Genomic DNA, 24541 nt, shown 5'->3' with positions numbered 1-24541 from the left:
TCACCTTGTTCATCCGTCAGTCAACTTACTGAACGACCTTTTCAGTTGTGTAAACATGAGTCACTTTGCCACTTTTTAGAAAACCGTTCACGCGCGTCATCACCTGATTTTCCAAATTAGCAATTCCCTGCTGATCACTTAAATCCTGTGTGGTCATGCCGGAAACAGTATAAATGACCGCGTTTTTCACTTGAAAGGAACGCTTTTCTAATTCATCTCTGGCTAACTTATTAGACACCTGAATATTAAAATCAACCTTTATAAAATGATCATCTTTGATATTTGTGGTAATTTCACCAGTTGAAACCGTCAAATTATTGACTATTTGATCAATATCAGGGTCTTTTACATTTTTTCCGTCATCTGCTGCATGTACCAAAACAAAATAGGCAATCACAGCGCCAATCAAAACGACAGTCATTATAAGGAACGCGATATTCATTCCTCTGCTTCTGAACATCTCATCACACTCTCTTCCCCGTGAACAGCATTGATCCAGGAGATATCCTTTAGAAAGAGACGCACTCCTTGCTGTACCTGATCCACGTCTTCCTTAACTACCAATTTTTTACCAGTGGTCAGCGTAATTGTCGTATCCGGCAATGCTTCAATCTGTTCAATGAGAAAGGGATTGAGCAGAAAAGGCTGTCCATTCAAACGTGTCAATTCTATCATTTTATCTCACAAATTAGGCTGGATCCCTAACGAATCCGGCCCCGTCCCCCTCTTTAATCAATCATCAGTTTCTCTTCAACTGAATCAGTTCCTGAAGAATGTCGTCAGCCGTTGTAATTGTCCGTGCGTTAGCCTGATACGCACGCTGTGCGGTAATCAGATTGGTCATTTCATCGGTTAGATCGACATTGGAGCCTTCAAGCGCACCTTGTTGAATCTTCATATCAGTGCCAACTGTCGTTGATTTAGTTGCCCCGCCAGTTGCATTTGGAACATCAAGATAAAGGGAATTGCCCGTCTTCTCTAATCCGCCCGGGTTTTTAAACGTGTAAACTGATACAGCTCCCAACGGAACAGATGTATTTCCAGATACTCCGGTCACTGTTCCATCAGGTGCAACCGTAAATGAAGTAATCGAATTAAAATCTCCCGTCCCGCCGCCTGCCGTACCGACTCCATCTAAAGTTAAGCCCTGAGAATTGACAAAACCCGTTCCATTGCTATTAAGCTTAAAATCTCCTGCCCGTGTATAAAAACCATTACCGGCAGAATCTTTCACAAGAAAATAGCCTTCACCATCAATAGCAAGATCGTATGGATTATCAGTTGAATCTATTGTTCCGCCGGAAATGATATTGTCAATAGAACCTGCTTCCGAGCCAAGACCTATTTGTATAGCGTTTTTATCGGTTGAAGCTCCCTGAAGCTGCTGGCTAAACGTGTCTTCAAAATTGACGCGGGATTTTTTATATCCTGTCGTTCCAACATTGGCTATATTGTTGCCAATAACATCCAAATCGGTCTGAAAATTTTTTAAACCTGAAACCCCCGCACCTAATGATCGTAATAACATTTGCAATTCCTCCCTTTGTTTCGCTGCCTCAGTCGGTCGGCAGCGTTAGCCTTCCCAATACGGGTCCGGCCGTTTTCACAAGACAATGGTACCTTGTATATTCGTAAAAATATGTGTTCGCGCATCATTCAAGTCCATCGCAGTAATGATCGTATTCTTTGGCGCGTTTACCACGAAGGCTGCGCGACGGGTAATTACAAGTGAATCACCGACACCCATTTTACCCGCTTCATCCATTTTCTGATGAATTTGTCTCCACTCATCACGGGTAACCGTGATTTGGCGCTCTGTCATGCGTTCTTTGGCATGCTTGGATAATTTAACAATGCCGTCTGCTTCTTGTTGCAGCTGATCAGCTAAAGTTTGCTTAAAACTTGTGGAAAACTCTTTCGTATTGACCAGCTTACTTTTCTCAGGATGTGCGGCAAGTGCCACATCAATGGAGGAAAAAGGTAAATCTTGAATCATTGTCAACTTCTGCACCTCAGTCTACCTGAATCTGCGTCACCGTCGATGGATCTACATGCTCACCTGAATCGGTCAAATAGGTGATGGAACCATCATTGGCATTCACGGCTTTGACAACGTCAGTCACACTGCTTGTTGAACTGTTTCCATTTGAATCCGTTGTCGTCTTTGTCCATGTTATTTTCTTTCCGATTAACGCCGCTTCAGTCGACAATGCGTTTTCTGTTTGAGAGCTGACCAGCTTGTCGATGGCGTCACTCATATTTTGCGTTTGCTCTAACGAAGTAAAATCCGCCATTTGTGAAACAAACTGCCCGGTATCCATTGGTGAAGTCGGATCCTGATGTGTCAGCTGAGCGACAAGCAGTTTCAGAAACGCGTCCTTTCCTAATGTGGTTGTACCCGTTGTCGCGGTCGTCGATGAAGTGTTGTTCGTTGCAGTCGTTGCTTGCGTGCTGTTTATATCCGTACTCACATTACACACTTCCTTCAATTATCCAATCGTTAAAACTTTGTTTCTCTGAATCTTCTTCTTCTTTATACAAATTTTGAGGCTCGCTTTGTCTCGGATTCTGATGATTTCCTTGATCGGTGCCTTGACGGGATTGCTGCTGCCCTTGGAACGTATGCTGCTGATTCTGTGCGGTCGTTTCTTGTTTCACGGTGACATCAATCTGATGCACGGGTAGGCCTTGATTAACTAAATCTTTCTGCAGTTGATCGAGTCCATTCTTTAACAAGTCCTCAGCGCCTTTGTTAGACGTCGTAAGCATAGCGACAATGCCATCCTTATCTTGCTGCACAGTTATCGTCACCTGACCAAGATTTTCGGGATAGAGCGTCATAGTCATGCTTTTGACGCCATCCTCATTTTGATTAAATGTCGCTTTGCCTAGCCATGAAGCCATTTGTGAGCCCACTTGATCGGGTACAGGCGGAGCGGGTGAACTTCCTGCCTGATAATCCCGCCACATGGCGAGAGCGCTCATTGGCTGAAAAGCGACCGTATGCAGTGGGAACGCATGAGAACCATTTGCGTCAGTATTAGATGGCATGCCCCCAGCTTTTTCCGGGACATTGGCTGAAGGTTTTGCGCCAGTCGGCGCGTCAGACTCACGCACTGCCTGATTTTGCAAGCGTTCGATGTTACGCTTTGTGGTCACCGGGTCAGCTGCGGGTAATGAGCTGTCGCTTACCAGACTCGCTTTCTCCAAATCATTTTGCGTTTCAACAGATCCTGAGACAAGAACAGCATGATAATTTTTCTGTCCTATATCTTGGTCCGCACTTCTATTCACATCAGACGAAACGGGCGATGCGGAATCAGAACTTGTTTGCAGAAAAGCGCCAAGTGGAGCAACTGAGTTGCTACTGTTTGCACGATAATCGTTGAACTGTTCATCCGTATTTTTAATTGTCATTCCTTCAACAGGTTGCTGAATGACAGATTCCTGCGGTAGCGAAACCTTTTCCGGTTGATTGGAATTTTGCCTAACCGGGCTAATATTCGCGTCGGCCAAGGAATGCACCGTTGATCCAGCTGTCAAAAAGTCGGAGGTTTTTAAATCTAGCGCTTCCATCCTTTGAACATTTTTAGGAGTAAGTGATTCGCTCCCATCAACATTTTTGTTCTGCTGTTGTTGCAGCTTGGGCGAAGAAGAAGATTGAGAAGACATGGATTGAACGTATGCCACATCAGTTAAAACTGAGTCCTTCAAATGATCCTGGCTTTTCATCGACTGATCCTTTGCGATTCCATCACTTATCTGTTCTTGATTCATTGAATGAACTCGATGATTTTTCTTTGTAGCCGGTTGGGGGACTTTTCCAGACTGCTTTTTTTCCGCTTGCGCCGTATCTTTTCCCCCACTGCTGTTCTCTGCCCCTTGAACCATCAGCAGAAAAGTCGGATCTATCGTCGCTCTCTTTTTGACACTCTTTTTGATAGTGCCTCTAGTCGCTTTTGTATTTGCGTCAATTATCAGCTTATTATTCATTGTTTTCACCTCCTTTCAAAATACATCGATTTTCACACCTTATGGCAAACTCGTCGCCGATCCGCTGCTACTTGATGACGAGGCAGCAGCAGAACTGTTGGCTTGAAGAAGTGGTGTCAATTGTGCTGCTTTATCTGCAGTCATATTTTCGAGAATAGATGCTTTTGTCTTGTTATCAAGCATATTGATATACGTTGCAGCCTGATTGACCGGCAATTTGTCAAAAATTGCCGCGGCTTTGCTCGGATCCATATTTTTATAGGTTTGTGCATAAACCTGCATTTTAGCTGCCTTATCTGCACTTTTTTTTGCGGACACCTGCTGATTTGCCTGCTGCTGTGCTTGTTTCAATTGGTTCTGGAGCTGAGCAAGCTGATCATTTTTTTTATTGCTGTCACTCTGCAATTGCTGTATCGTTTGTTTCTGATCACTGATAGTCTGATTCAGCTGCTTGATCTCGCCTGCTGTTCCGCCCACCGGTTTGATTGTTTGTGCCTGTTGTCCTGGGATGATACTTTGTGCCACCTGGACTGGGTTTAATCCCGCGAGCTTCAGGAATAAAACCACTAACATAAGAAAAAAAAGTAAAGGAATGAAGATCGTAACGAGAACTTTAAATAATTTTAACCCTTTGCTCTGATGCGCCTGCTCATCTACAACTGCTGATTTCTTATCCATTGTTCACCACTCGCAGAGAAGCAATTTCATCCATTTGCTTCATTTCCTTTTTCTTCATGTTTGCGTCGTAATCTTTCTGCGCCCTATCCCGCATCTTTTCATATTTCTTAAGATTGATTGCTTTCTCTCGTAAGATCGGTTTTAATTTTTCCAGACGGCTCTTTAGTTTCGTATATTCAAGCGTTTTTAGATGAATTCTTTTTTCATATTGATCAATATCGCCAAGATAAATTTTCATTGAATCGATCATGATCGCCTGTGTCATGTGATTTTGAAGCTCTTGTTGCACAGCCTTTTTCTGTTCCATTAAATCCATCAACTGATGTGCAATACCCTCAAGGGCTTCAAAGAGAGATTGATAGTCTGTCTCGAGTCTTTCTTTATCACTTTTCACTATTTTCATGACTCGCTCCAACCGAAATTCAAATGCCATTTTCTGCCGCCTCTTCCCCGAATTCTATCATCAATTGTTCAGCAGACTGTTTCAGCGTGACCCTTTCTAAAGCATGTTGCGCCATAAACTGAAGAATCTGTGGATGGTAATGGATCGCCGCATCGATTGTTGCAGAACTTCCCTCTTTATAGGCGCCAATATTGATTAAATCCTCCGAATCGGTGTATTGTGCCAGTAATTTTCGGAATTTGGCAGCTGCCTGCATATGTGCCGGATCGACAATTTGGGGCATCACACGGCTGACGCTTTTTAGTAGATTAATGGCTGGGTATTGGCCCTTTTCAGCAAGCGATCGATCGAGAACAATATGTCCGTCCAAAATGCCTCTCGCCGTATCAGCAATCGGTTCGTCCATATCATCGCCATCGACGAGTACGGTATAAAAGGCTGTGATTGTTCCCTTTTTATCCGCGCCAGTTCGCTCAAGTAGCTGTGGCAATAAGGCAAAGACGGATGGCGGATAACCTTTTGTGGTTGGCGGTTCGCCGATAGCAAGACCGATTTCACGCTGGCTCATTGCGACCCGTGTTAAAGAATCCATCATCAGCAGCACATTTTTCCCTTGGGCACGAAAGTACTCGGCAATTGCAGTCGCGGTCATCGCTCCCTTAATTCGCATTAATGCCGGTTGGTCACTTGTCGCTACGACCACAATCGATTTTTTCTTACCTTCTTCGCCAAGATCTTTTTCGATAAATTCGTTAACCTCGCGCCCTCGTTCACCGATTAACGCAATGACATTCAGATCAGCCGATGTATTTTTGGCAATCATTCCCATTAACGTGCTTTTTCCAACACCGCTCCCTGCAAAAATGCCAATTCTCTGGCCCTTTCCAACAGTAAGCAGACCGTTAATCGATCGAACGCCAAGTTCTATTGGTTCGATAATCGGCGGACGGCTAAGTGGATCTGGCGGTGTTTGATTGGTCGGAACTTTCACAGCACCTTTTGATAATCGGGAGCCTGTCATTGGATTGCCCATGCTATCACATACTTGACCAATCAGCTCTTCGCTGACTCGTACTGATAGTGGTCTTCCCGTCGCTTCAACCAAGCAACCGGGTGCGATATGCGCTGCCGGTGCGTACGGCATCAACAGCACATTTTCATCTCGGAAACCAACAACTTCCGCTTTGAGTAATGCATGGCTGTTCTTCAAATGGATCAGACATACATCACCAATAGAAGAAGCTGGTCCCTTTGACTCAATCAACAGGCCAACCACACGGCTGATTTTCCCGTACCGACGATAACTGTCGATTGCTTCAAGCTCGTGAAGCAAATTGTGCGTATTCATCAATCCTCACCGTCCAGTATCTCTTTCAGTTTGGATTTGATGACGGTAAGCTGGCTGTCAACACCAACATCAATCTTGCCGTAGGCGGTTTCAACCAAACAATCATTTTCGGATAATTCGCTATCCATGAATATGTAAATTTTCTGATCTTGTACCAGCGTATCCAGCATTTCTTTTGCCTCGGATACTTGAACATAGCGTTCAGGAGCAACGGATATTTTGATTGTTCCTTGATCCCTGACTTCTTTAATTGCCTTAGCAACTAATGTCTTCCATGCTTCATCATCATCATTTAATTTCATACCAATAATTTTTTCAGCGATGGCAAGGGATAGCTTCAAAAGGTCCGGTTTTGATTGCTCAATCGCTTTTAGATAGGCGTCATGGGCCTGAGCAATCCACTCATCAGCCTGCGTTATTTTAGCTACAAAAGCCTTTTTTCCAGCTTGCAAGCCCGCTTGTTGACCTTCTTCATAGCCTTCTTTTTCCTTTTTTTTATAGGCATCGGCTCGCTCCACTAAAGCTTTCTGTTCTTCGTTCTCCATTCGTTCTCTAAACTTTTTTGCCTCTTGATCAGCATTAGCCAAAATGCGCGCTGCTTGCTCTTTTGCCTCATCAATTCGCTGATCCAAAGTCCTTTGAATCTCTGTTTCTGTCATTGACTGGTTGAGAATGTCAAGGTCAGGGTCGATGACCGCATTTAATTTCAATTGCATCGCGATTTGGCTGGAGCGCGGCGCTTTAAGTAAATTAGACAATGACGTCATCTCCCTGTCCTCTGGCAATCACAATTTCACCGGCATCTTCCAATTTTCTGATCGTATTGACAACTCGTGTTTGCGCCTCTTCGACATCGTGAAGACGAACAGGTCCCATATATTCCATCTCTTCTTTAAAGCTTGCAGCCATCCGTTCGGACATATTGCGGAAGAGCAGATCTTTGACTTCATCACTGGCTGTGCGCATAGCGAGAAGCAAATCTTCATTTTCAGACTCGCGAATCACTCGTTGAATCGCTCGATCGTCGAGAATGATAATATCCTCGAAAACAAACATTCTTTTTTTGATTTCCTCAGCCAGATCTGGATCAGCTTCTTCTAGCTGATCCAGTATATTTTTTTCTGTTGTGCGATCAACACCGTTCAACACATTGACAATTGAGCCAATCCCACCTGTTTGGGTATAGTCCTGATTGACGGATGAACTTGATATTTTCTTTTCGAGAATACGCTCGACCTGAGAAATAATCTCAGGTGAGGTCCGATCCATCTGAGCAATACGGCGCGCTACATCAGCCTGGCTCTCAATCGGCAACGATGAGAGAACGGCAGCAGCCTGTTCCGGTGTCAGATAGGAGAGAACCAGCGCAATCGTCTGCGGATGCTCATTTTGCAGGAAATTCAATATTTGCTGTGGATCACTCTTACGCATAAAGTCAAAAGGACGAACTTGCAGTGTTGAGGTCAATTTCTGTATGACATCATTCGCTTGCTGCGCACCCAATGCCTTTTCCAATATCTGCTTGGCGTAACCAATCCCGCCTTGAGATATATATTCTTGAGCGAGCGCTGTCTGATAGAATTCCTCAATGACCTGCTTTGTCAAATCAGTATTGACGTTACGGGCATTAGAGATTGCCAGTGTCATTTCCTCTATTTCCTGTTCGGTCATATGTTTGAAGACATTAGCTGAAACCTCTGTACCCATAGCAATGAGCAAAACAGCTGCTTTTTGTTTGCCAGTAAATGTTGATTTGCCAGCCAAAGCACTCCCTCCCTATCGTTCATCTGACATCCAGCTGCGAAGTAATTTAACAAATTCGTCTGGCTTTTGTTTCGCCATTTTTTCCAACTCATTATATTTTCTTTTTTCTGGTCGATCCTCGGCTAATTGATCTTCGATTGACTGCTCTTCAGGGACAACCACATCTTCAATCGTTGCCTCTTCTTCGTCCTGCCTTCTCTTGCGAATGAAGAACCAAATGCCTAATCCTGCCAATAGCACAGCCACGCCACCGATAATATATGGCCAATAATTCGTTGGTTGGACATTTTGAGCCATTAAATTGCCATTAAATCGGCCAACTGAAACATACACTTTTTGCCCTGCAACAGTTGGAGTGAGTTCTTGCCCTTGCCCGTTGTCAATCGATGTTCGGATAATTGAGCTAAGAATTTGCTTGACATCATTAATCCGCTGCTGAGAAAGTGATGACGTTTTTTTCGCATTCGGCGGCTCGAGCATGACCTGAATACCCATATCTGTAATATGATACGGACTGTTGACTATCTCTTTATGAATTCTGTTGAAAACATAATTGACCTTGTCCTCAACTTTCTGATAAGAGCCATTGCCGTTTGTTGTTCCCGATTGATAACCAGTAACATCGCTTGTTCCAGTGCCAACTTGTCCAGCGGCTCCCTGTCCTGTATAAGTTTCGGCGAGATGATCGGTGCTTGACTGAAGGCCTTCCATTGTCTGTGTATCCACTGGTTCTACCAAGTGCTGATCTTCTTTGGACTTTGTAAAATCAACATCAGCCGTCACATTGACCATAACTTTACCTTGGCCCATCATTGTTGTCAGCATCTGTGTGACGCGGCGTTGGATATTGGCCTCAATGTCATTAACGACCTGCTGCTGCTGCTTGTATGCTGACAAAACAGATGAATTTCCAGATGTTTGATCTTTCAGGTCATAATAGTTAAAATACTGGTCCATTATGACGATATTACTTTCGGGTAAGTTTGGCACACTTTTTGAAATCAAACGATAGAGGCCACGAACCTGTTCATCAGCTAACTGATAACCCGGATCAACATTCAAAACAATCGATGCTGACGCCTTATTCTGGTTTTTCTGGTCAGCGACCCAAACATCCGTTTGCGGCAGTGTAATCATTACTTTTGCTGATTTTACCCCACGGGAATTGGAAATGAGATTCGCGAGTTCCGTCTGCATCGCCGCTCGCTGAAGAACTTCAAACTGCTTGTCTGTCATCCCAAACCCAGAATTTTGATTGAACGTTGAATAATCGATCTCTCCGCTTTTCGGTATGCCTTGCGCGGCCAGTTCCACTTTCAGGCTATCTGCCTCATTAGAAGGAACACTGATTGTCGTACCGCCATTTGACAGCTTATAAGGTATTTTCTTACTGTCAAGCGTGTCCGTAATTTGGCCCGCTTCGTTCGCAGAAAGATTACTATAAAGCGGCGTATAATGTTTAATATTTGTCAATAGGATTATGGCAATAACCAAGGCAAAGAATAGAATTATGCCGGTAATCAGCCATTTTTTCCTTTTCCCGGACATATTTTTCCAGAATTCTTGAGCCCGATGTAACCACGTTATAAATTTTTCTTTCATTATTTTCTCTCCGTTCAAGGACACTTCTAGAAAAATTAGACTTGCATCCTCATCACTTCTTCATAGGCACTAATCACACGATCGCGTACTTGAACGGTGGTCTTAAGTAATATGTTTGATTTCTGCATTGCAAGCATCACATTATGTAAGTCCACATTACTATCGCCATTTGCCAATTGAGTGACCATCTGATTGGCCACCTGCTGCGATTGATTGACGTTTCCGAGCGCTTGATTCAAAGTATTGGCAAAACTATTACTGGTCGATGAAGCATTCGACGGCAATGAATCTTTCATTGAGAATGTATTGAGATTAATTGAACTTATACTCATTCGCTTCCACCTACTTTCCAATATCCAGAGCTTTTCCGAGCATATTCTTATCTGCGTTCATCGCTGTGACGCCCGCTTCATAAGAGCGGTTGGCATCCATCAAATCGACCATTTCCTTCAATGGATCAACATTACTTTCCTTAACGTAACCATTTGCATCGGCATCTGGATTGGTCGGATCATATTTAAGTGGAAAAGCTGTTGGATCATCTGTGATTGACTGCACTTCCACGCCGCCCTGAGTGGATCCGAGCGCATCGTGAAACACCGAATCAAAAGATGAATCAATCGTCTTCAGATTCACAACTTTTCGTGCGTACGGTTGCCACTGACCATTAACCTTTTTTTCCCGCGTCGTATCTTGATTGGCAATATTCGCCGAAGCGACATCCATGCGCAACCTCTGCGCAGTTAATCCGCTTGCAGAAACGTCAAGACCGCTAAACATCCCCATATCAATTGGATCCTCCTAGAACCGTATTAAACTGCAGGAATTGATTACTTGCCGCCTGGCTTAATGCTTGATAGTAGATCTGATTTTGAGCCATCTTCGACATTTCATTATCAATCGACACGTTGTTGCCATTATTCTGGATAGAGCCTGTCGTATCCGTGACTACGTGGTAATCCGCAGGTGACCCGTTCGTCCGATTCAATGCATCACTGAACGCATCATCAAAGACTATTTTTTTTGCTTTATAATTCGGTGTATCCACGTTGGCGATATTCTGTGAAATAAGATTTTGCTCGGCCATCGAACCATTCATCGCTTGTTCAATCGCTGAGAGAGGAGTCATTTCAAACAAATACGTTCCTCCTTTTTTCATTTCATTTATAAGTTTATTTTAACAACTTTTGTAATGTTGTCTATAAAATTCTTCCAGATCCGACATCATTCTGCAATCTTTGCATAGCAAAAATAGGCATAAAGACTCGTTAAAACACTATTTTACTGTGAAAATAAGAATACCTTTTATCATTTTTTCAACTTTTATAACTATAGCACAAAAAAAATCGTACTTTCGACTTAATTCGATGATAAAGTTTATAGCTATGCAAAAAATAAATAAATCCATCAGACTATTCACTGTTTAGCGCGTGTCTTAACGTCAACGGTTGTCCCGCAAATAAAGATAAATTTCAAGTTTTTCTAATACATAATTCTTCTGAATTCTTATATATTGATCAAAAAACAAGGATTGCCGATTCATCGTAAACCGGCAATCCTTGTTTTAAATTCTTTATACAATTCTTACACGCCTAAATTAGGCATTCTTTTTCTTGTTCAATTCAACGAGGAATTTGTCATTCAATACTTTGATATAAGTACCTTTCATGCCGAGCGAACGGGATTCAATGACACCCGCACTTTCCAACTTGCGCAACGCATTGACAATCACGGAACGCGTAATGCCCACACGATCGGCAATCTTGCTGGCAACAAGCAAACCTTCCTTGCCTTCCAGTTCTTCAAAAATATGTTCGATGGCTTCCAATTCGCTGAATGAAAGTGAGCCAATCGCCATTTGGACAATCGCTTTTTCACGCGCTTCTTCTTCAACTTCCTCCGTCTTTTCACGAAGAATTTCCATGCCGACAACTGTCGCCCCATATTCCGCCAGAATCAAATCCTCATCTGTAAATGTTTCATTTAACCGCGACAGAATCAATGTGCCGAGACGCTCGCCGCCACCGACAATCGGAACAACCGTTGTGAGTCCGCTGGCAAACAAGTTTTTATTTTCATCCGGAAAAATGCTAAAATCACTGTTAACATCAAGGTTTGGCGAAGTTTGAACAACATTGAATAGATTCTGTGTATATTTTTCCGGCAATTGCCTTTGTGCAAATAAATTCTGAATGCGTTCATTCTCAAATTCCAATTTCAACGAAAGGCCGAGAATCTTGCCGCGCCTGCTGACGACAAAAGTATTTGTCTGGATAACATCTCGGAGCGTTTGGGCCATCTCATTAAAATCGACTTGTGTTTTTGTACTTTGCAATAATTGATTGATCTTTCTCGTTTTTTCCAATAACGTCATAATCTTTTCCTCCAATAAACCGCCACTTAAGAACGGACATTTGAACTTTTTTTCTGTGACACCATTAAAATGCAAATCTTTACTATCTGAATGAATGCGTTAGGCTAGATTTCTGCTCTGTCATAGCTTACTTGGAATCGACTTAACTGTCTCCAATCAGGACGATGTATGTATTCTTTTTCACGCGATCAGCACACCTAATGATTTGCGCGTCTCATTTAGAACCATTTTCGTCAGAAAATTTCATCTTCATACCCTAAAATCGATATGAAGATAAATCTATGACAACCGTTGTGTTATTTTAACATGCCCTCCGCCGTTCCTCAGAAATAGGAATGCTTCTTTTCGCTTCCTACGCTTCTAGATGTTTCTCTCCTCTCACCATGAATCGGCCAGATGATGGTATTGTTTGTCCGAGCCTTAGCGCTCACGCCTAACTGCTCGTGTTCACTATGCAATTAACTGTTTCAACTATCATCTTAGTCAACGAGGTGCATTAATTCCGCTCTATTTCCGACTCTCTTTAATGATTCTAGAAAAAAACTGGGCATCAATGAATGAAAAATCGGATAAATTGCGCGACAAACACCCCAACGAAAATCAGCAGAATCATCCAGTTTCTGCCTTATCATGTTAGCATAAGTCAGCTCAGTTGGCAACATAATTTACAGTTTTATAGCAACATTCTGAATTGTATCCAATGCACGTGCTGCATAAGCAGCTGCACGTTCTTTTTTATCCTTAATTCGCTGAGAAAGCGGCGGCATGAGTCCAAAATTAGCATTCATCGGTTGAAAATGCTTTGGATTGGCTGTTGTAATATAGTGCGCCATACTACCAATCGCCGTCTCCTGAGGGAAAACAATCGGATCTTTCCCTAAAAATAACAAAGCTGCATTAATTCCTGCAATCAGTCCGGAAGCTGCGGATTCCACGTACCCCTCGACCCCAGTCATTTGTCCAGCCATAAGTAGATCAGAACGTTGCTTGGTTTGGTAGGTTGGCAGCAAGAGCGTTGGCGCATTTAAAAAAGTATTACGATGCATCACGCCGTAACGGATAATTTCCGCTGATTCCAGTCCGGGAATCAGCCGGAAGACCTCTTTTTGTGCGCCCCATTTCAGGTGGGTTTGAAAACCGACGATATTGTATAAAGTGCCTGCTGCATTATCCTGTCTTAATTGAACAACAGCATAAGGCCGTTCGCCAGTTTTCGGATTTTCCAGCCCAACCGGTTTTAGTGGCCCAAACAGAAGTGTTTTTGCCCCTTGTCTTGCCATGACTTCAACCGGCATGCATCCGCTGAAGTACTTTTCTTCCTCAAATTCTTTTAATGGCGCTGTCTCCGCATGGATCAATGCTTCGTAGAATCGTTCGAATTCTTCTCTTGTCATCGGGCAATTCAAGTAAGCGGCATCGCCCTTATCATACCGCGATTTAAGGTAAACTTTTGATGGATCAATAGTTTCCCCAGAAATAATTGGTGCTGCCGCGTCGTAGAAATAAAAATAATTCTGATCCGTTAGTTCTCTTAATGAATGTGACAAATTTTCGGAGGTCAGCGGGCCGGTCGCAATAATTGTCAGCCCAGAAGGGATTTCACATACTTCTTCTTCCACAACCGTCACATGATCCATCGCTTTAAGTGTCTCTGTCACCCGTCCGGAAAAATCGTGCCGGTCGACCGCTAAAGCACCGCCAGCTGGAACACTTGCTGAGTCTGCTGCTTTTATAATCAAAGAATCCAAACGGCGCATTTCTTCCTTTAATATGCCGACCGCATTGGTTAATGTGTTCGAACGCAGTGAGTTGGTACAAACCAATTCAGCAAATTGATCGGTATGATGCGCAGGCGTCTGTTTTTTCGGACGCATTTCATATAAACGGACCGGTATCCCCCGCTTGGCAATTTGCCAGGCGGCTTCGCTGCCGGCAAGTCCCGCGCCGACAACATTAATCGCTTGCTCTTTCATTTATCAAGATTCCTCTTTTCCTTCACAAGTAGCGCCGCAAAAGCAGGGAAACCGTGCACAGATAGCGTGCACGGCTCTTCCTCACATTGCGTTCAGCTCTCGCTTAGTTTGTTTCTTCTTTATAATCACACTTTGGGCATTCAACCGTTTTGCCGTTCTTTGTCTTCTTTTCCACTAAGTAAGATCCACATTTCGGGCATTGCCTTTGAATCGGTTTATCCCAGGATACAAAATCGCAAGTTGGATATTGATCACATCCGTAGAAGATTCGGTTCTTTTTGCTACGGCGTTCCACAATCTGACCCTTTCCACATTTCGGACAGGTTACGCCAGTTGTCTTCAATATTGCTTTCGTATTCCTGCATTCTGGAAAATTGGAGCAAGCAAGGAATTTTCCATAGCGCCCCATTTTATAAACCATTTCATGGCCACATTTTTCGCAAGTTATTCCAGCGGGTTCATCTTTAATTGTGATCGATTGCATTTCTTTTTCAGCTGTGGATAACCGTTTTTCAAATTCCTTATAAAAAGTATCAACGACAGAAATCCAATCTTTTTGACCGACACCGATTTCATCCAAACTGGTTTCCATCTGAGCCGTAAAGTCAATATTAATGATTTCCGGAAAAAATTCAACAATTAATTTAAGGACCACTTCGCCTAATTCAGTTGGGACGAATCGTTTAGCATCCATACTGACGTAGTTTCTTCTTTGAATCGTGTCAATTGTCGGTGCATAGGTTGACGGACGTCCAATCCCGATCTCTTCCATCGCACGGACAAGCGAGGCTTCTGTAAAACGTGGCGGCGGTTGTGTAAAATGCTGTTTCGGATCCTCTTTTTCTTTAATTGCTGCCATACCATCTTGAAGATCCGGTAAATATTTTTCACTTTTTACTTTGCTGCCTGCTTTTCCCTCTTCCGTTTCCTCGATATAAACTTTCATGAATCCAGGAAATTTAACCTTCGATCCAGTTGCTCGAAAACGAACACCGTTTTGGCTCAAGTCAGCTCGGATTGTATCCAGGACAGCCGGAGCCATTTGGCTAGCAATAAAGCGTTCCCATATCAATTTATAAAGCTTGTACTGATCACGGCTTAAAAACGCCTTCAAATCAGCAGGCAGGTGAAGTACAGATGTCGGGCGAATGCCTTCGTGTGCATCTTGAATCTTTTCTGATTTCTTCGGTTTCTGTTGCGTCGATCCAATGTAGTCTGTACCGTAATGGTCCGTGATAAACGCTTTAGCTTCGGCCTTGGCCACGTCAGAGATACGCGTTGAATCGGTTCGCATATAAGTAATCAAACCAGTATTTCCCTGTTTGCCAAGTTCGACCCCTTCATAGAGTTGCTGCGCGATCATCATCGTTTTCCGCGCTCTGAAATTCAGCTTCCGTGCTGCTTCCTGCTGCAGTGAAGATGTAATAAAAGGAGCAACCGGATAGCGAAGTCGTTCTTTCTTCTGCACATTTTCAATAGTAAAACGATTGCTGTCAATTCTCGACTGAATGGCGGTCACATCATCTTTGGTTTTCAAAGAAACTTTCTTGCCGTCAAGCGAATGAAATTCAGCTTCAAATGACTCGCTGTCTACGGTAAACACGGCACTAATTGTCCAGTATTCTTCGGGTTGAAAGGCTTTGATCTCTTCTTCACGTTCAATAATCATTCGCAGCGCAACGGACTGAACACGTCCCGCACTCAAGCCTTTCTTGACCTTTTTCCAGAGCAACGGACTAATATTGTAACCAACCAATCGATCGAGCACTCTACGTGCCTGCTGTGCGTCAACGAGATCCATATTTATTTTTCGCGGACTTTTAAACGCGTCTTTGATTGCTGGTTTTGTGATTTCATTGAAAACAACGCGACAAGCAGAATGATCATCGATATCCAAACTATGCGCCAAATGCCAGGCAATCGCTTCCCCTTCACGATCGGGGTCGGCTGCGAGATAGACTTTTTTCGCTTTCTTGGCGGCGCTTTTCAAATCCTTTAGGACAGGTCCTTTTCCTCTTATTGTTATATATCTGGGCTGATAATCGTGTGTGACATCAATGCCCATCTGGCTTTTCGGTAAATCACGAACATGGCCCATTGATGCTTTGACTTGATATTTGGGACCAAGATAGCGCTTAATTGTTTTTGCTTTAGCGGGAGATTCCACAATGACTAAATAATCACTCATAATGTTTCTCCCCCTTTCTGATAAGTTTCAAATCTTCACTTATAGTAATAATTGATGTTCGCTTTGTCAAACATGAAACAAGTAAAATTCAGGAAACTTGTTTGTATTTTCTGTTACACCACGCATGGTTTTAGCGAATAAACTGATTTTATTTTAATAATATTACTGATTCTATTTTAGAAATATTGTTATAGCAAGTCTTTTTTTCAACAAATGTGCTTCGGTCGCTCGCTTGCCGCGGGCGCACCGCGAGCCTCCTCGAACAGGCTATAACCTGCGGGGTCTCGCTGGCACGCTGTTCCCGCAGGCGTCTCGCACCTATGCTGCATTTTTGCAACAAAATCATATACATTCTTATTTTTTAATATAAACTTGGCGTAACCAAGCCCTTTTTAACTATGCGCTTTGGTCGCTCGCGTGGCGTCAGAGTACCTACGCTGTATTTGTCATTCAAAATAATATACTTATTTTATACAAATAAATCGAATCAATCTAAAATTACGTCATTTCTAAAGATAGTTCTTCGAGGATATCGCTGGCCTGGGTGACAAGCTTGGCTCCTTGCTGGATCAATGCATGTGTCCCCCCGCTATTGGGATTGAGTAACGATCCGGGAACTGCGAATACTTCACGTCCTTGTTCCAAAGCCTGATCGGCGGTAATCAACGAACCGCTTTTGACACGCGCTTCAACCACAAGCGTTCCAAGACTAAGACCGCTGATAATTCGATTTCTTTCGGGAAAGCGCCACCGTTCGGGTTTCGCTTCTGGAGGATATTCACTGATCACAAGCTGATGCCGGCACATATAGGAAAACAGCGAATGATGCTGACGCGGGTAAGGATGAAACAAGCCGGATCCAAGGACTGCAATCGTTTGGTTCATTAAAGCAAGTTGATGCGCCATCCCATCGATGCCACAAGCTAATCCGCTGACGATTGTCCAACCCGATTCAATAATTGGAGGTAGCAAAGTGTTGAGTATCGCGTCCGCTTCCGCACTCGGCTGTCTCGTACCGACAACCGCAAGCATTTTCCTAGATTGAAGAAGCTCGATATTTCCAGCAGTGTACAGCAAGATTGGCGGATCATAAATCTCACGCAGGAGTGGTGGATAGGCATCGTCTCCTAGTGAAATGACTTTAATGCCTGCTTGTTTATATGTCTGCAAGCATTCACCCCCATCAATCAAATGGTATTCATTGAGCAGCTGCTTTGCTTGGCGCTCTGTGAACGAACAGTACTGCATCAAGTCACTAACACAATCATTTTCCAAAGTGTCAAGCTCAGGATCGATTCGTAGTAGCTGACGAATACGTTTTTTCCCCACGTTGCGACATTGTTGCACTTGTATCAGTCGTAAAAGTAGTTGATTCATGAAGGTACGCCCTTTCTCTCTCATTTTGAATGTATCAAACTCGCGTGGAATGAAGGATCAACAGATAAGTAACTGGCGCTTGCGCAAAGAAGGACGGCCAAAAAGGGTTATTCGTCTGTTTGAGGCGCATCCATCGTCCCCACGGTGACAGGCGAGCAACTGAAGTGTCGTGAGCATAAAATGATGGTCAAAAGCTATATTTAGATGGGCAGCCAAAGACCAGCCGGTTTTGCTTGGCTTTTCTAATACGTTAAGCATGGATAAGATTGCAGAGGAATTAAGTATAAAAAACAAAGGATTAGCCATTGTCATCAGGACTTAGCTTAGCCAAGTTTTTCTAATCAAGCTGATAAAATAATTTAATGAAGAAACTGGTTAAATGGGGTAAGACGCGTTTTTTAATCGAAGTAAGTTGGAGACAAATATTTTTTGCAGAAACAAAAGGAAAGCGCGTCGGGGCGCGCTTAATAAAGAAGCATTCGGTGCTGTTTCTTTTAATACTCGCCATGCTCAAGAAGCTTGGCACACGTGTCCTTGATCACAGACAAAAAACAATAAAAGCAGAACAAATCATTGAAACAACAACAGCGACTCGAACGCCTATGCCTGCTCGATCAGACAGGCGTCATACAACCCTCTCTGTTTCAACAATTTTTCCATAGTGGTTCCAATTGTTGCCGGTGTTTCAGCAACAGCAATTCCACGTGCGCGCATGACACGCATTTTTTCAGCCGCCGTGCCTTTTCCACCGGAAATAATTGCGCCAGCATGGCCCATCCGTTTTCCTGGTGGTGCCGTTTGCCCGCCAATGAAACCGACAATCGGTTTCTTCATATGTGATTCGGCCCATTCCGCTGCCTCTTCCTCACTGTTGCCACCGATTTCGCCGATCAGCACAACCGCATATGTTTCTGGATCGTCATTGAACATCTTGAGCACATCGAGGAAACTCGTCCCATTTACTGGATCGCCGCCAATACCAACCGCTGTTGTTTGGCCAATATTCAGCTTGCTTAATTGATCAACTGCTTCATACGTCAGAGTACCGGAGCGGGAAACGACACCGACATGGCCTTTTTTATGAATATAGCCTGGCATAATACCGATCTTGCTTTCATCGGCAGACAGCACACCCGGGCAATTCGGACCGATCAGCCGTGTCGGTTTATCTGCCAAATAGCGCTTCACTTTAACCATATCAAGAATTGGAATCCCCTCTGTGATCGTAATCACCAAACGCAAACCAGCGTCTGCTGCTTCCATAATGGCGTCTGCCGCAAATGCCGGCGGTACATAAATGACCGAACAATCCGCACCGGTTTCAACTACGGCTTCTTTAACCGTGTTAAATACCGGAACACCTTCTATCGTTTGCCCGCCTTTTCCCGGCGTCACGCCACCGACAATTTTCGTTCCATATTGAAGCATCTGCTGCGTATGAAACAGTCCTTGTGAACCGGTAATTCCTTGAACAATCACTTTTGTGTCTTTATCAACTAAGATACTCATTAGGCAACGCCTCCTGCAGCCTGTTTCACGAGCGTCACAATTTTTTCAGCGGCGTCAGCCATTGAATTGGCGGGTGTTATTGCAAGACCGGATTGCCGCAGAATCTCTCTTCCTCTGGCAACGTTGGTGCCTTCAAGTCGAACAACAAGCGGCACATGTAGCGACACACTCTTCGTTGCTGCGACAATCCCTTCTGCGATCACATCGCACTTCATAATACCGCCAAAAATATTAACCAGGATTCCTTTGACGTTCGCATCAGATAGAATCAGACGGAAAGCGGCTTCGACTTTCTCTTTGCTAGCGCCACCGCCGACATCGAGGAAATTGGCAGGATCCCCATGATAGGATTTGATGATATCCATCGTTGCCATAGCCAGTCCAGCCCCATTAACCATGCAGCCGATATTGCCATCAAGGGCGATATAATTGAGCCCATATTTCGAAGCTTCGATCTCCTTTTCATCTTCTTCCGCCAAATCACGAAGGGCTGTAACATCTTTGTGGCGATAAAGCGCGTTATCATCAAAATTTAATTTCGCATCGAGCGCTAAAACATCACCGCCTTTAGTGACAACAAGAGGATTAATTTCTGCAATTGAGCAGTCTTTCTCAACAAATACTTGGTAGAGTCCGAGCATAAATTTAACAGCTTTATTGATTAATAGATGAGGAATATGAATAGCAAAAGCAATTTGACGCGCTTGGAAAGCAGTGAGCCCCGTCAGCGGGTCAACGGTCACATGGAATATTTTCTCGGGTGATTTGGCAGCGACTTCCTCGATTTCCATGCCGCCTTCCGAAGACGCAATCACCGATACTTTGGAGGTATTGCGGTCCAGAACCATTCCTAAATAGTACTCTTTGTCAATTTCACTGCCTTCCTCAATCCATAGCCGTCCAATTTCTTTGCCTTCCGGTCCTGTCTGATGTGTCACCAAAACACGGCCAAGCAATTCATCGGCAATCGCGCGAACCTGTTCCGGAGACTGAGCGATTTTGACACCGCCGGCTTTCCCGCGGCCGCCGGCATGAATCTGTGCCTTCACAACCAAAATTTTTGAACCCAGTTTTTTCGCTGCTTCTGCGGCCTCGTCTGGAGTGAACGCGACAAATCCTCGTGGAACAGCCACCCCATACTGATTCAGCAGTTGTTTCCCCTGGTACTCGTGAATATTCATTGCTTCCCCTTCTTCCAATATATTGAATTATCAATAATTTGAAAGCCCTTACTTTTACAGTATAACGAATATTGTCTTTAAAAGTCCAATAACATGTCACATATTCGTCACTTTATTTTCTGATTTTTTTATCGTGAAACTGAAAGAATTATATGCGGGAAAGCAAAGGATATGAGTCAAATATAGTCGATGAAAAGGAGCGATATAACAGAGTCTGTAGAATGAAGTGCATGGGTCAGGCGTAGAAGAAATGTTTTTTTTGCGCATGCTATAAGCAACCATTAGAGTATTGCGCGCCCGTTAGATTCACTATTTTTGTTTGTACTGATCGTCTATTTTATAGATAAAAGCAAAAATTTCCGCAACGGCACCGTAAAGCTCCTGAGGGATCATTTGGTTCAAATCGAGCTGTGCCAGCATCGAAACAAGATCTGGATCTTCCTGGATCGGGATCGCGTTTTCTTTCGCTTTTTCGATAATTCGTCTGGCAACTGCACCCTCACCTTTCGCCTGTACAATAGGTGCTTGATCCCTGCCATGCTCATATTTCAGAGCTACCGCACGTTCTTTTTTTTTCGTTTCTTTGTGATTCATGCTTTCACGTCCAATCGATACGTCAAGGGCGTTAGTGGCTGCGAGGCCCGCGCCACCAGCTGATCATCCAACCGCTCCACCTGAGCGATCGAATTTAAGTGATAGGCCAACTGCTCCAGTTTGGTCGCCAACAATTCTTGATTTTCTTTCAGAAATGGTTTCAAGTCAGCGTGATCGTTTTGAACACGTAGCGTAACTACTCGATTCTGTACGCGAACACTTATACGCGTTTCTTTCAGATGCTGCAGATCAAGGCATAAAAGAAGTGTACAATAATCCGAATCAATTTGTCCCTTTTTATCCTTTTTCCCCTCCCAGTAGACCGTCAAATTGGCTAAATTTTGCTGCATGGGAAGTGGAAGCTGTAAAGTGAACTGCGCGGCAACCGAGTCTGGGGACAACATCTGCAATTGTTCACCAGTTATTTGACCGATAATGGCATTCGCCGACTGACGTATTGACCCAGGAACATGCGCATCCTGAACGACGGCAAGCAATGCTTCTTTTACCGTTCCAGAATGGATCGGTGCCTGTTCATTGACCAGTTGCTGGCGGAGACTGCCTTCAAAGTCAAGGCCTATTTGTTTCATCAAGCGAAAAAGTAGTGCTGGCTGCTCCGTAGCATCAACTGCTGTTAAGCGAACGGGCGCTGCCTGCTGCAGTACATTGGACAGTTTATCGGTAAAAAATGCGGGAGGAAGATTGAGCTGACTAGTTTTTAGAAATTTGCTGATATCCTGATCCGACATACCACTATGTAGAAGTCTGCTTACCGCGACTTGAATCGCCGTTCTGTCACCCGCGCCAAAGCTTTCCGCAAGAGCCTGTATTTGTTTTGCCGCTTGTTTCTCGCCGACTTCAGCAGTTAGCAGAGACAATGGCATGTGACTTTCATTCGCAAGAGACGCGAGATGTCGAATGCTTTGTTGCAACGCATCCGTGCTTGGCGTTCCCTTAAAATTCTGCAAAATTCGGCTAAGATCGGCTAGTTGTCCTGCAATCGGCTGTTCTTGTTTATTCATCATTTGCGCGATTTGTAGAAAAGATTTCGATAGCGGTAGACGACGCTGAAGCATCCAGCGCACTGCATCGACATCTTCCTTTGCGGGTATGCCACTGCCTAGAAGCGCACGCGCTTCGATCAATGACTCGCGCGTCAGCGGATCACCTTTATCGAGAAAAGATTGAATCAAGGCACGCATCGCTGGTTCGTTTTTCAGTTCCAATGCATGTAGCACATCGTCAACCATTGTAGATCCAGCCAATTCGGCGGTCTGCGCGGAAAACTGTCGGGCAACAACTTTCGCGACAAGCGGATTGGTGTGCTGTTGAATCTGAAAAAGATATTCCTGACCTGTTTTCAATGGTGGATCAATCGCACCAACTTTTGCGACAACCTGCCTATTGCCAAGCTGCAGCAATGCATTCCTATCCGGGAGTATTTCCAAAACTTTGCCGCGCAAAATCTGCTCAGGCATAAAAGCGCTGAGCAACTGACTCTGGCTAATTGCATATGGCTGAAAGTTCATGGAATCCTCCCCTTAAGAATGAAGTGGGGCAAAAGTCATCCGATGCTCTGGGCATGGACCGAGCTTTTCGATTGCTTGTAAATGTAAAGCTGTTCCATACCCTTTATGTTCGGCAAATCCATAGCCCGGATAGCATTGATCGAGTTCTTTCATTTGTCGATCTCGAGTTACTTTTGCGAGAATTGAAGCTGCCGCTACAGAATTGCTGCGGGCATCGCCTTTGATTAAGCTTTCCTGAGCTGTTAGAACCGGAAGCGTCATCGCATCGACAAGCAAATAATCTGGCTCAAGCGTCATATCCGCCAAGGCGCGCAACATCGCTTGTTTCGCTGCCTGATAGATATTGATTGTATCAATTTCTTTAGCGGAAGCCGTCCCAATGCCATAAGACAAGGCATTCGTCTGGATCTGATCGAACAATGCATCGCGCTTTGAAGCACTGAGCTGTTTTGAATCATTCAGTCCCAAAATGACAGTGCCCGGTTGTAAAATGACACAGGCGGCGACGACCGGCCCGGCAAGCGGTCCACGTCCAGCTTCGTCAATGCCTGCGATCGCCTGAAAACCATCGGCATGCAGCTTATCTTCAAAGACATTCATTTCGTGGAACTTCTCGATCAGCGTCTGCTCATTTGCCCTTTTTCTTTTCCAGATTTCGAGTAGCCGCCGGACGCCCACCCGGTCATCCGCCTCAAGTTGCTGACGCTGCGTCGCGTCAAGTTCTCGGCAATGCACCAATTGTTCTTTAATCGCAGCAATTGATGGCTTTTTCATTCTCTTCCCCTCGCCTTTATATCGGTTTTTCTATTTTTCTTTTTTAGCTGTGCGCGTGCGTCTTCCTCGACTCGGGCCATTCGAGCGTCATCCGTCCGAGTTTCTGATGTCTGTAATCGCGAACAATCAGTTCTGCAGTACGATCATAATCAATCAGGCCGCCGCTCATTAAACAGCCTCTACTCCGTCCGATTTGATCAAACAATTCAGTTAGCACTTCTGGGTCGTCGAGCAAGGAGTCAGTGGGAATTTCAGTCAAACGATAGCGCTCCTGGAGCTGTTCCTGATAATGGGCAGCCATCACGCGTAGTAGAAAGACAGCGATTTCCTGAAAATCAAGTAATTCTTCCTTAATTGCACCGGTCGCTGCCAAGCGTAGACCGACTTGCTGATCGTCAAATTTAGGCCAAAGAATTCCGGGGGTATCCAAAAGTTCCAAAGTTGTACCAACCTTTATCCATTGTTGGGCTTTAGTCACGCCTGGTCGGTCACCGATTTTCGCAATTTTTTTACCTGCCAGTCGATTAATCAGTGTCGATTTGCCAACATTTGGAATTCCGAGAATTAGCGCTCGATCCGGACGCGCTTTGAATCCTTTAGCTTCGAGTTTTTGCCGCCTGACATGCGTTAATGCGCGCACTGCTTCCGGGAGCTTGGCAGTTCCCTGTCCGCTTTGACTGTTAATTAAATGGACGGGCGTACCTTCAGCCTCATAATAGCGGCGCCAGAGCTCGGTCGCTTTCGCATCTGCCATATCGGTTTTATTGAGTACCAGCAGCCGCGGTTTGCCGGAAACGATTTCATCAACAAGCGGATTCCGCGAAGCTTGCGGAATTCTGCTGTCCACAAGTTCGATAATGACATCGATCTGTTTAATTTTTTCAAGCATTTCTCGTTTGGCTTTCGCCATGTGTCCCGGGTACCATTGAATCGTCATAAGCAACCTCCATACCGGGCTTTCCCGGCTGTTCGATTATTGAAATAGGAAAAATTTAGCGTAGCAATACCTTTTTTGCAACAATTGTACTTCGGTTATTCGTTTGCCACGGGTGTTCATTAGTTTCTCTTATCTTAAATTCTACTGAGAATTTTATACTTTCTTCACGTATTAGATAAAACAGGCTCTGCCTAGTCTTTATTTTGTATTAAATGCACTCTGGCTGCTCGCTTGCCGCGGGCAGGACGGGAGCCTCCTCAGACAAACCAATAACCTGCGGGGTCTCCCTTGTCCTGCTCTTCCCGCAGGCGTCTCGC

The 24541-nt window shown here is 44.3% G+C and carries 25 protein-coding genes; all 25 read right to left on the bottom strand.

Annotated elements, in window-relative coordinates; genetic code table 11:
- Positions 1-25 precede the first annotated feature (25 nt).
- The gene (locus JOC27_RS01950) at positions 26-460 is read right to left on the bottom strand and encodes a flagellar basal body-associated FliL family protein (RefSeq protein WP_205005322.1); all 435 of its coding nucleotides are present in this window, start codon (positions 458-460) and stop codon (positions 26-28) included.
- Positions 439-675, bottom strand: a complete 237-nt coding sequence (locus JOC27_RS01945; protein ID WP_205005321.1) for a flagellar FlbD family protein — start codon at positions 673-675, stop codon at positions 439-441. The genes JOC27_RS01950 and JOC27_RS01945 overlap by 22 nt, the downstream gene beginning before the upstream one ends.
- Positions 676-739: 64 nt before the next feature.
- The gene (locus tag JOC27_RS01940; protein ID WP_205005320.1) at positions 740-1528 is read right to left on the bottom strand and encodes a flagellar hook-basal body complex protein; all 789 of its coding nucleotides are present in this window, start codon (positions 1526-1528) and stop codon (positions 740-742) included.
- 75 nt (positions 1529-1603) lie between these two features.
- Positions 1604-1996: a TIGR02530 family flagellar biosynthesis protein gene (locus tag JOC27_RS01935; RefSeq protein ID WP_205005319.1), complete on the bottom strand. Its 393-nt coding sequence runs from the start codon at positions 1994-1996 to the stop codon at positions 1604-1606.
- Positions 1997-2012: 16 nt separating this feature from the next.
- Positions 2013-2471, bottom strand: coding sequence for a flagellar hook capping FlgD N-terminal domain-containing protein (locus JOC27_RS01930; RefSeq protein WP_338062756.1), 459 nt, complete (start codon positions 2469-2471; stop codon positions 2013-2015).
- A gap of 1 nt (position 2472) precedes the next feature.
- Entirely contained in the window at positions 2473-3993 is a 1521-nt protein-coding gene (locus JOC27_RS01925) for a flagellar hook-length control protein FliK (protein ID WP_205005318.1), read from the bottom strand.
- A 39-nt stretch (positions 3994-4032) separates the two neighbouring features.
- A complete protein-coding gene (locus JOC27_RS01920) occupies positions 4033-4671 on the bottom strand; it encodes a magnesium transporter MgtE N-terminal domain-containing protein (protein WP_205005317.1) in 639 nt (212 codons plus the stop codon).
- Positions 4664-5104, bottom strand: coding sequence for a flagellar export protein FliJ (gene fliJ, locus JOC27_RS01915; RefSeq protein ID WP_205005316.1), 441 nt, complete (start codon positions 5102-5104; stop codon positions 4664-4666). The genes JOC27_RS01920 and fliJ overlap by 8 nt, the downstream gene beginning before the upstream one ends.
- Positions 5094-6422, bottom strand: a complete 1329-nt coding sequence (fliI, locus tag JOC27_RS01910) for a flagellar protein export ATPase FliI (RefSeq protein ID WP_205005315.1) — start codon at positions 6420-6422, stop codon at positions 5094-5096. The genes fliJ and fliI overlap by 11 nt, the downstream gene beginning before the upstream one ends.
- Positions 6422-7138 carry a flagellar assembly protein FliH gene (gene fliH / locus JOC27_RS01905; protein WP_239529374.1) on the bottom strand — a complete coding sequence of 239 codons (717 nt, stop codon included), beginning with the start codon at positions 7136-7138 and terminating at the stop codon, positions 6422-6424. Before fliH ends, fliI begins: the two co-directional genes overlap by 1 nt.
- Positions 7139-7172: 34 nt before the next feature.
- Positions 7173-8186: a flagellar motor switch protein FliG gene (gene fliG / locus JOC27_RS01900; protein ID WP_205005313.1), complete on the bottom strand. Its 1014-nt coding sequence runs from the start codon at positions 8184-8186 to the stop codon at positions 7173-7175.
- Positions 8187-8198: 12 nt separating this feature from the next.
- The gene (fliF, locus tag JOC27_RS01895) at positions 8199-9788 is read right to left on the bottom strand and encodes a flagellar basal-body MS-ring/collar protein FliF (protein ID WP_205005312.1); all 1590 of its coding nucleotides are present in this window, start codon (positions 9786-9788) and stop codon (positions 8199-8201) included.
- 35 nt (positions 9789-9823) lie between these two features.
- The gene (fliE, locus tag JOC27_RS01890; RefSeq protein WP_205005311.1) at positions 9824-10120 is read right to left on the bottom strand and encodes a flagellar hook-basal body complex protein FliE; all 297 of its coding nucleotides are present in this window, start codon (positions 10118-10120) and stop codon (positions 9824-9826) included.
- Positions 10121-10130: 10 nt separating this feature from the next.
- The gene (flgC, locus tag JOC27_RS01885; RefSeq protein WP_205005310.1) at positions 10131-10574 is read right to left on the bottom strand and encodes a flagellar basal body rod protein FlgC; all 444 of its coding nucleotides are present in this window, start codon (positions 10572-10574) and stop codon (positions 10131-10133) included.
- 1 nt (position 10575) lies between these two features.
- Positions 10576-10917, bottom strand: a complete 342-nt coding sequence (gene flgB, locus JOC27_RS01880) for a flagellar basal body rod protein FlgB (protein WP_239529398.1) — start codon at positions 10915-10917, stop codon at positions 10576-10578.
- A 468-nt stretch (positions 10918-11385) separates the two neighbouring features.
- Positions 11386-12162 carry a GTP-sensing pleiotropic transcriptional regulator CodY gene (codY, locus tag JOC27_RS01875; RefSeq protein ID WP_205005308.1) on the bottom strand — a complete coding sequence of 259 codons (777 nt, stop codon included), beginning with the start codon at positions 12160-12162 and terminating at the stop codon, positions 11386-11388.
- Positions 12163-12827: 665 nt separating this feature from the next.
- Positions 12828-14135: an FADH(2)-oxidizing methylenetetrahydrofolate--tRNA-(uracil(54)-C(5))-methyltransferase TrmFO gene (gene trmFO, locus JOC27_RS01870; protein ID WP_205005307.1), complete on the bottom strand. Its 1308-nt coding sequence runs from the start codon at positions 14133-14135 to the stop codon at positions 12828-12830.
- A 103-nt stretch (positions 14136-14238) separates the two neighbouring features.
- The gene (topA, locus tag JOC27_RS01865) at positions 14239-16323 is read right to left on the bottom strand and encodes a type I DNA topoisomerase (protein ID WP_205005306.1); all 2085 of its coding nucleotides are present in this window, start codon (positions 16321-16323) and stop codon (positions 14239-14241) included.
- A 498-nt stretch (positions 16324-16821) separates the two neighbouring features.
- Positions 16822-17700, bottom strand: coding sequence for a DNA-processing protein DprA (dprA, locus tag JOC27_RS01860; RefSeq protein ID WP_205005305.1), 879 nt, complete (start codon positions 17698-17700; stop codon positions 16822-16824).
- Between the two features lie 600 nt (positions 17701-18300).
- Positions 18301-19209: a succinate--CoA ligase subunit alpha gene (sucD, locus tag JOC27_RS01855; protein WP_205005304.1), complete on the bottom strand. Its 909-nt coding sequence runs from the start codon at positions 19207-19209 to the stop codon at positions 18301-18303.
- A complete protein-coding gene (gene sucC, locus JOC27_RS01850) occupies positions 19209-20390 on the bottom strand; it encodes an ADP-forming succinate--CoA ligase subunit beta (protein WP_205005303.1) in 1182 nt (393 codons plus the stop codon). The genes sucD and sucC overlap by 1 nt, the downstream gene beginning before the upstream one ends.
- Positions 20391-20699: 309 nt before the next feature.
- On the bottom strand, positions 20700-20984 hold the full coding sequence (locus tag JOC27_RS01845; RefSeq protein WP_205005302.1) for an EscU/YscU/HrcU family type III secretion system export apparatus switch protein: 285 nt from the start codon (positions 20982-20984) through the stop codon (positions 20700-20702).
- Entirely contained in the window at positions 20981-22513 is a 1533-nt protein-coding gene (locus tag JOC27_RS01840) for a hypothetical protein (protein ID WP_205005301.1), read from the bottom strand. Before JOC27_RS01840 ends, JOC27_RS01845 begins: the two co-directional genes overlap by 4 nt.
- A 12-nt stretch (positions 22514-22525) precedes the next feature.
- Positions 22526-23287 (bottom strand): ribonuclease HII, encoded by a 762-nt coding sequence (locus JOC27_RS01835; protein ID WP_205005300.1) that lies wholly within the window; start codon positions 23285-23287, stop codon positions 22526-22528.
- A gap of 43 nt (positions 23288-23330) precedes the next feature.
- Complete coding sequence (ylqF, locus tag JOC27_RS01830; protein ID WP_205005299.1) at positions 23331-24224, bottom strand: ribosome biogenesis GTPase YlqF; 894 nt, start codon at positions 24222-24224, stop codon at positions 23331-23333.
- Between the last annotated feature and the right edge of the window lie 317 nt (positions 24225-24541).

This window comes from Sporolactobacillus spathodeae (genome assembly GCF_016908935.1).
In the GTDB taxonomy this organism is placed as follows: Bacteria; Bacillota; Bacilli; order Bacillales; family Sporolactobacillaceae; genus Sporolactobacillus; species Sporolactobacillus spathodeae.
The sequence above is the reverse complement of the archived record's forward strand: the minus strand, read 5'-3'. Positions and strand labels throughout refer to the sequence as shown.

What these genes read in the sequence shown, in the direction of transcription:
- JOC27_RS01950 (WP_205005322.1), bottom strand. Translation starts at nt 460, where the DNA reads ATGTTCAGAAGCAGAGGAATGAATATCGCGTTCCTTATAATGACTGTC.
- JOC27_RS01945 (WP_205005321.1), bottom strand. Translation starts at nt 675, where the DNA reads ATGATAGAATTGACACGTTTGAATGGACAGCCTTTTCTGCTCAATCCC.
- JOC27_RS01940 (WP_205005320.1), bottom strand. Translation starts at nt 1,528, where the DNA reads ATGTTATTACGATCATTAGGTGCGGGGGTTTCAGGTTTAAAAAATTTT.
- JOC27_RS01935 (WP_205005319.1), bottom strand. Translation starts at nt 1,996, where the DNA reads ATGATTCAAGATTTACCTTTTTCCTCCATTGATGTGGCACTTGCCGCA.
- JOC27_RS01925 (WP_205005318.1), bottom strand. Translation starts at nt 3,993, where the DNA reads ATGAATAATAAGCTGATAATTGACGCAAATACAAAAGCGACTAGAGGC.
- JOC27_RS01920 (WP_205005317.1), bottom strand. Translation starts at nt 4,671, where the DNA reads ATGGATAAGAAATCAGCAGTTGTAGATGAGCAGGCGCATCAGAGCAAA.
- fliJ (WP_205005316.1), bottom strand. Translation starts at nt 5,104, where the DNA reads ATGGCATTTGAATTTCGGTTGGAGCGAGTCATGAAAATAGTGAAAAGT.
- fliI (WP_205005315.1), bottom strand. Translation starts at nt 6,422, where the DNA reads ATGAATACGCACAATTTGCTTCACGAGCTTGAAGCAATCGACAGTTAT.
- fliH (WP_239529374.1), bottom strand. Translation starts at nt 7,138, where the DNA reads ATGCAATTGAAATTAAATGCGGTCATCGACCCTGACCTTGACATTCTC.
- fliF (WP_205005312.1), bottom strand. Translation starts at nt 9,788, where the DNA reads ATGAAAGAAAAATTTATAACGTGGTTACATCGGGCTCAAGAATTCTGG.
- fliE (WP_205005311.1), bottom strand. Translation starts at nt 10,120, where the DNA reads ATGAGTATAAGTTCAATTAATCTCAATACATTCTCAATGAAAGATTCA.
- flgC (WP_205005310.1), bottom strand. Translation starts at nt 10,574, where the DNA reads ATGGGGATGTTTAGCGGTCTTGACGTTTCTGCAAGCGGATTAACTGCG.
- flgB (WP_239529398.1), bottom strand. Translation starts at nt 10,917, where the DNA reads ATGACTCCTCTCTCAGCGATTGAACAAGCGATGAATGGTTCGATGGCC.
- codY (WP_205005308.1), bottom strand. Translation starts at nt 12,162, where the DNA reads ATGACGTTATTGGAAAAAACGAGAAAGATCAATCAATTATTGCAAAGT.
- trmFO (WP_205005307.1), bottom strand. Translation starts at nt 14,135, where the DNA reads ATGAAAGAGCAAGCGATTAATGTTGTCGGCGCGGGACTTGCCGGCAGC.
- topA (WP_205005306.1), bottom strand. Translation starts at nt 16,323, where the DNA reads ATGAGTGATTATTTAGTCATTGTGGAATCTCCCGCTAAAGCAAAAACA.
- dprA (WP_205005305.1), bottom strand. Translation starts at nt 17,700, where the DNA reads ATGAATCAACTACTTTTACGACTGATACAAGTGCAACAATGTCGCAAC.
- sucD (WP_205005304.1), bottom strand. Translation starts at nt 19,209, where the DNA reads ATGAGTATCTTAGTTGATAAAGACACAAAAGTGATTGTTCAAGGAATT.
- sucC (WP_205005303.1), bottom strand. Translation starts at nt 20,390, where the DNA reads ATGAATATTCACGAGTACCAGGGGAAACAACTGCTGAATCAGTATGGG.
- JOC27_RS01845 (WP_205005302.1), bottom strand. Translation starts at nt 20,984, where the DNA reads ATGAATCACAAAGAAACGAAAAAAAAAGAACGTGCGGTAGCTCTGAAA.
- JOC27_RS01840 (WP_205005301.1), bottom strand. Translation starts at nt 22,513, where the DNA reads ATGAACTTTCAGCCATATGCAATTAGCCAGAGTCAGTTGCTCAGCGCT.
- JOC27_RS01835 (WP_205005300.1), bottom strand. Translation starts at nt 23,287, where the DNA reads ATGAAAAAGCCATCAATTGCTGCGATTAAAGAACAATTGGTGCATTGC.
- ylqF (WP_205005299.1), bottom strand. Translation starts at nt 24,224, where the DNA reads ATGACGATTCAATGGTACCCGGGACACATGGCGAAAGCCAAACGAGAA.